The organism is Streptomyces sp. Q2, assembly GCF_056820935.1.
This window is the reverse complement of sequence record NZ_JBXEJE010000096.1, coordinates 1-5,762: the sequence shown is the minus strand read 5'-3', so window position 1 is coordinate 5,762 and position 5,762 is coordinate 1. Positions and strand designations below refer to the sequence as shown.

General features: G+C 73.2%; 3 protein-coding genes and 3 pseudogenes. 5 read left to right on the top strand and 1 reads right to left on the bottom strand.

Annotated elements, in window-relative coordinates; translation table 11 throughout:
* The 5 genes and pseudogenes from aspA to ACWBNA_RS47590 form a co-directional block, all read left to right on the top strand.
* Positions 1–158 (top strand): annotated as a pseudogene (gene aspA / locus ACWBNA_RS47610) (aspartate ammonia-lyase); the annotation flags it as partial.
* Between the two features lie 7 nt (positions 159–165).
* A pseudogene (locus ACWBNA_RS47605) lies at positions 166–591 on the top strand (NAD(P)-binding domain-containing protein); the annotation flags it as partial.
* 520 nt (positions 592–1,111) lie between these two features.
* Positions 1,112–2,041, top strand: coding sequence for a glutaminase (locus ACWBNA_RS47600; RefSeq protein WP_482710843.1), 930 nt, complete (start codon positions 1,112–1,114; stop codon positions 2,039–2,041).
* Positions 2,042–2,157: 116 nt separating this feature from the next.
* Positions 2,158–3,573, top strand: coding sequence for a polyprenol phosphomannose-dependent alpha 1,6 mannosyltransferase MptB (gene mptB / locus ACWBNA_RS47595; protein WP_482710842.1), 1,416 nt, complete (start codon positions 2,158–2,160; stop codon positions 3,571–3,573).
* Complete coding sequence (locus tag ACWBNA_RS47590) at positions 3,570–4,946, top strand: glycosyltransferase 87 family protein (protein ID WP_482710844.1); 1,377 nt, start codon at positions 3,570–3,572, stop codon at positions 4,944–4,946. The genes mptB and ACWBNA_RS47590 overlap by 4 nt, the downstream gene beginning before the upstream one ends.
* 59 nt (positions 4,947–5,005) lie before the next feature.
* Here the strand turns inward: ACWBNA_RS47590 and ACWBNA_RS47585 are convergent.
* A pseudogene (locus ACWBNA_RS47585) lies at positions 5,006–5,584 on the bottom strand (D-alanyl-D-alanine carboxypeptidase family protein); the annotation flags it as partial.
* Positions 5,585–5,762: the final 178 nt, after the last annotated feature.

Sequence of the window (5,762 nt, the reverse complement as noted above, 5' to 3'; positions counted from 1 at the left end):
GCTACACCGCGGCCACCGACATCGCCAAGGAGGCCCTCGCCACCGGCCGGGGCGTCGCCGAACTCGTGCTGGAGAAGGGTCTGCTGCCGGCCGAGCGCCTGGCGGATCTCCTGCGTCCGGAGGTGCTCGCCGGCAGCGGCACGATACGGGCGATCTGACACTCCAATGCGGTTGACCGTCATCGGTACGGGCTACCTCGGAGCCGTGCACGTCGCGTGCATGGCGGACATCGGACACGACGTCCTGGGTGTCGACACCGACAGCGGGAAGATCGCCGCGGTCGCGGCGGGCCGGGCGCCCTTCTTCGAACCCGGCCTGCCGGAGATCCTCATCAGGAACACCCGTGCCGGGCGGCTGCGTTTCACCACCTCCCTGCAGGAGGCCGCCCACTTCGCCGACGTGCACTTCGTGTGCGTCGGCACACCGCAACGCGCCGACTCCCTCGCCGCCGACCTGCGCCATGTCGAGGCGGTCGTCGACGGTCTGGCACCGCTCCTCACCCGCGACAGCCTCATCGTCGGAAAAACGGCCGTGCCGGTGGGCACCACCCGGACGCTCACCCGCCTCCTGACTCGTCTCCTGGCGCCAGGTGGCCATGTCGGTGTACTCGCGCCCGCCCCACAGCAGGGCCCAGTCTCCCGAGCTGTGGTAGTCGTTGCCCTGCATCAGCACGGCCGACGCGTCGAAGGTCCCCGGGCTCTCCAGCAGGGGCACGTACGGGGTGGGCATGCCGCACCCGGCCAGTAGCACCGCGGTCGCGCACAGGCCGGCCGTGGTGCTTCGCCGCAGCAGCCCGGCGACCGCCCAGGTGCTCTTCCTGTCGGCCTGCCGCCGCAAGCCGGTGGCTCCGTCGCCTTCGTTCCGCTGGCGCAACATCGCTCCTGTCTGCTCGATGGCCGCGCGGACCCCGATGCGTGGAGGCCGCAGACTTGCACCCTGACGTGCGAGCCCGGGATCGGAGGATTTGCACGCGGAGTTCGGCTCACGACATGCCTGATTGGCGTCCTGCCGGTAGCACTCCCGCTGGCGCACACGGGACCGGGCCGCGTCCTGGAACGGCCGGCGCAGATCCCACGGAGACCCGGAGACGCTCCCGAGACATGCGTGCGGCATGATGACGCTCATGTCCTCGCAGTTCCAACCGGTCCTGGAGCGCATCGCCGCCGAGATCGAACGGACCCCCGGCCGCGGCCGGCCCGCCGACTACATTCCGGCGCTCGCGGCCTGCGACCCGCGCAGTTTCGGCATGGCCGTGGCCGAACTGGACGGCACGGTGTACGGGGTGGGCGACTGGCGGGAGCCGTTCTCCACGCAGTCCATCACCAAGGTCTTCACCCTCGCCCTGGACCTGGCCCGCGAGGGCGACCAACTCTGGGAACACGTGGGCCGCGAGCCCTCCGGCAACCCCTTCAACTCCCTGGTCCAGCTGGAGTACGAGAACGGCATCCCGCGCAACCCGTTCATCAACGCGGGCGCGCTGGTGGTCACCGACCGCCTCCACACCCGTACCGGCGACGCGACCGGCGAACTGCTCGACTTCCTCCGCTCGGAGTCCGGCAACCCCACCCTGGACTTCGACAAGGAGGTCGCCGCCTCCGAGTCCGCGCACGGCGACCGCAACGCCGCCCTGGCCCACTTCATGGCGTCGTACGGCAACATCGGCAACCCGGTCCCGGTGCTGCTCGACCAGTACTTCCGCCAGTGCTCCCTCCGGGCCTCCTGCGCCGACCTCGCCCTGGCCACCACGTTCCTGGCCCGGCACGGCGTGCGCGCCGACGGCACGCGGCTGCTCACCCAGAGCCAGGCCAAGCAGGTCAACGCGGTGCTGCTGACCTGCGGGACGTACGACGCGGCGGGTGAGTTCGCCTACCGGGTGGGCCTGCCCGGCAAGAGCGGTGTGGGCGGCGGCATCATCGCGGTGGTTCCGGGGCGTTGCACGCTGTGCGTGTGGAGCCCGGGGCTGGACGAGCGCGGCAACTCGGTGGCCGGGGTCGCGGCCCTGGACCGCTTCACGACCCTGACGGGAGTGTCGGTGTTCTGACCGGCTCCAGTCCGCGAACCCTCAGCGGCGGCTCCTCACATGCCGGTCACGCACGGGCCCCCACCCGGAGACGGGTACGTTGCTTTCCGGCCACCCGGCGTTGACACGCTTCGCGAGTGTTGGCCACGGCTTTTCCCGTCGATCTCCGCCGCTGCCAGGTACTCGGCCTGGCCGGAACCGCCTTTCTCGCGGCGGGAGGTGAGAGCGCCGGAGCCCTGCCGGTGCGTGAACTCCTCGCTCCGACCTCGGCGCACGCCGTGTTCGGCCTGGTCGGCGCGTATTTCGGTGTCGTCCTGCTGATCGCGGCCTGGGCTCTGCTCGGGCGGCTCATCCACGGATCGGAGCCGCCCGGCCCGCGCGCGGTGACGGGGGTCCTGGTGATCTGGGCTGCACCGCTGCTGCTCGCGCCCCCGCTGTTCAGCCGTGACGTGTACAGCTACCTCGCGCAGGGCGCCATGGTCGACGCCCACATGGACGTCTACGCGCACGGCCCCGCCCGGCTCGGCGGTCCGCTGGCCGCCGAGGTCTCCCCGCTGTGGCGGCACACCGGCGCCCCGTACGGCCCGGTCTTCCTCGGCGTGGCTTCGGCACTGTCCGGACTGACGCGGGGTGAACTGCCCGCCGGTGTCTTCGGGATGCGGCTCCTCGCGCTGCTCGGCGTCGGACTGATGGCCGCCGCGCTGCCCCGGCTCGCCCGGCACAGCGGCGCCGACCCGGCCGCCGCGCTCTGGCTCGGCGCCCTGAACCCGCTGGTTCTGCTGCACCTGGTCGCGGGCGCCCACAACGACGCCATCATGCTCGGTCTGCTCGGCGCCGGCCTGGTCGCGGCCGTGGGCCGGTGGCCGGCGCTGGGCGCCGTCCTCGTCACCCTTGCCGCGCTGGTCAAGGCACCCGCCGTACTCGGACTCGCCGCCGTCGTCGTCCTCCAGGTGCGGGCGGGCCACGGCCGTACGCGGGCCGTCGTCACCACCGCGCTCGCCGCGTCGGCCACCACGGTCGCCGCGACCGCCGTCGCCGGCACGGGATACGGCTGGGTAGGCGCCCTCGACACCCCCGTCTCGTCGCAGAACTGGGCCCTGACCAGTCTGCTCGGCCGCGCGACCCGGGCGCTGCTGGAGCGGCTCGGCAGCGACCTGGCACCCCTGGCGATCCCGGTGTGGCACGCCTTCGGGGTCGTGGCGGCCGTGGTCGGCGTCCTCGTCATATGGCTGCGGCTGCGTCCTCGGCCGGTGTACGCGCTGGGACTGAGCCTGGCGGCCGTGGCCGCCCTCGGGCCGGCGATCCGGCCCTGGTACGCCCTGTGGGCACTGTTCCTCATCGCCGCCGCCGCGCCCAGCGCCCCGGTGCGGCACCGGGTGGCCGCTGTGACGGGTGTGCTCGCGCTCGCCACCCTGCCCAGCGGCGGCCCGGCCGACACCGGGCAACTGGTCCTGGCGGTCTGCGGCGCTCTGCTCGCCATGGTCGTCCTGTGGCAGGTCCATCAGGCGGCACCGGCACAGGCACCCGTCGCGGCGCCGGGGCGTGCGGCATGATGCCGGCCCGCACCGACCGAGCACGGCTGCTGTTCGTGCTCGTTCTCGCCGCCGTCGTGACCGTGTTCACCGCGACCGTGCCGCTGCTGCGCGACTGGTTCGACCTGCGCGTCTACCACGGGGCCGTGGACAGCTGGGTCCACCACGGCGGACGGATCTACGACTACCGGGTGCCCGGGACGGCGTACGGCTTCACCTATCCGCCGTTCGCGGCCGTCGCCATGCTGCCGATGGCGATGGTCGATCTGCGCGCCGCGATCGCCGTCACGTTGCTGCTGGACCTCGCCGCCCTGGCAGTGGTGCTGCGCATCCTCACGGGACCTGCCTGGCGGCGCTACGGCTGGTACGGCAGTGCCCTGGGCGCCTGTGCGCTCGCGCTGTTCGAACCGTTGCGCGACACCATCAGCTTCGGTCAGGTGAACCTCCTGCTGCTGGCTCTCGTCCTCACCGACGCCCGGCTGCTCGCCACCGGCCGGGACCGCTGGGCGGGAGTCGGGATCGGTCTCGCCGCCGCGGTGAAACTCACGCCCGCGATCTTCGTTGGGCTGCTGCTGCTCGCCCGGCGCTGGCGGGCCGCCGCGGTCGCGAGCGCCGTCACCGCCGCGGCGACGGCGCTCGCGGCCTGCGTGGCGCCCGACGCGTCTCGCTTCTACTGGACCGAGGCGATGTGGGACACGACCCGGGTGGGGCGTGCGGACTACGTCTCCAACCAGTCGCTGCAAGGGATCCTGGCCAGACTGGGTGAACCGGACCGCGCGGTGTGGGCCGCGGCGGTCCTCCTGGTCCTGTGCGTGTGGGCGTTCCGCGCCCGCCGGGCGGTCGCCGCGGGGGAGTGGACGACCGCGTTCGCCCTCACCGGCCTGACCGCCTGCCTGGTCAGCCCGATCACCTGGGTGCACCACCTGGTCTGGCTGCTGCCGTCCTTCGCGGTCCTGGTCCGCGCCGGGCACCCCCGGATCGCGGGAGCCCTGTACGCCGTGCTGTGCACCAGCGTGGTCTGGCTGTGGTTCGACGACGCGTCCGGCGTCGGCGGATTCCTCGGCGGCAACGCCTACACCTGGATCACGCTCGGACTCCTGTTGCGGCTGCACGTCGGTCAACTCCCTTTCGTGGCGACGACCTTGCCCCGCAGCACCAGCGCGACGGCACCGGCACCGAGCACGGCGGCACCGGCGATCGCCCCCGTCCGCGGCCAACGAGGCTCGGCGTCCCTGGCGGGCGGCACGGCCGCGGGCAGCGCGGTCGGGCCGGAGCGGGGCCTTGCCCGGAGTGCGTCGAGCGATCCCACCGGCTCCACTCGCCCGGCGGCGGCGAAGCCCCAGTCGAGCAGCTCACGGGCTTCCTCGTACACGGCGAAGCCACCGCCCGACTGAGGGTTCATCACCGTCACGACGAGCGTGCGCCCGCCCCGGCGGGCGGCGGCGACGAGTGTGTTGCCGGCCTTGCTGGTGTAGCCGTTCTTGACACCGATCAGCCCTCGATACCGCCCCACCCCGTCGTCCCCGGTCAGTAGCCGGTTGGTGTTGCGGATCGGGTACGACCGTCCGCCGCGGTCCGGGAACCTGGCCTCGACCGTGCCGCAGTACCGGGCGAACTCCGCGTTGCGCAGCCCTGCCCGGCCGAACACCGCGAGGTCGTAGGCCGAGGACACCTGGCCGGGCATGTCGTACCCGTCCGGCGACACCACCCGCGTGTCGTGGGCGCCGAGGGCACGGGCTTTGGCCTGCATCCGCGCGGCCGTGGAGCGCCAGCCGCCGCTGAGCTCGGCGAGCACGTGCACGGCGTCGTTGCCGGAGTTGAGGAACACCCCGCGCCACAGGTCGGCGACCCGGTACGTGCGGCCCTCGGCGACTCCGACCAGGCTGCTGCCGGAGCCGATCCCGGCCAGCTCCTTCTCGCGGACCGTGTGCCGGATGCCGCGCGGAAGGGCCGGCAGCACGGTGAGGGCGAACAGGGTCTTCAGGGTGCTGGCGGGCGGCAGCTTGCGGTGCGCGTTGTGTGCGGCGAGCACCCCGCCGGTGCGGGCGTCGGCCACCAGCCATGAGAGCGCGGAGACGTCCGGTACCCCGGGCACCCCGGTATTCGCCCGGACCTTGGTTCCCGAGCGGTAGAGCAGGGCGGGCTGCGGGGTCGCCGCCCCCGGCACACCGGGCGCGGCGGGGTCCGCCCCGGTGTGCGCCGCCGCGGCG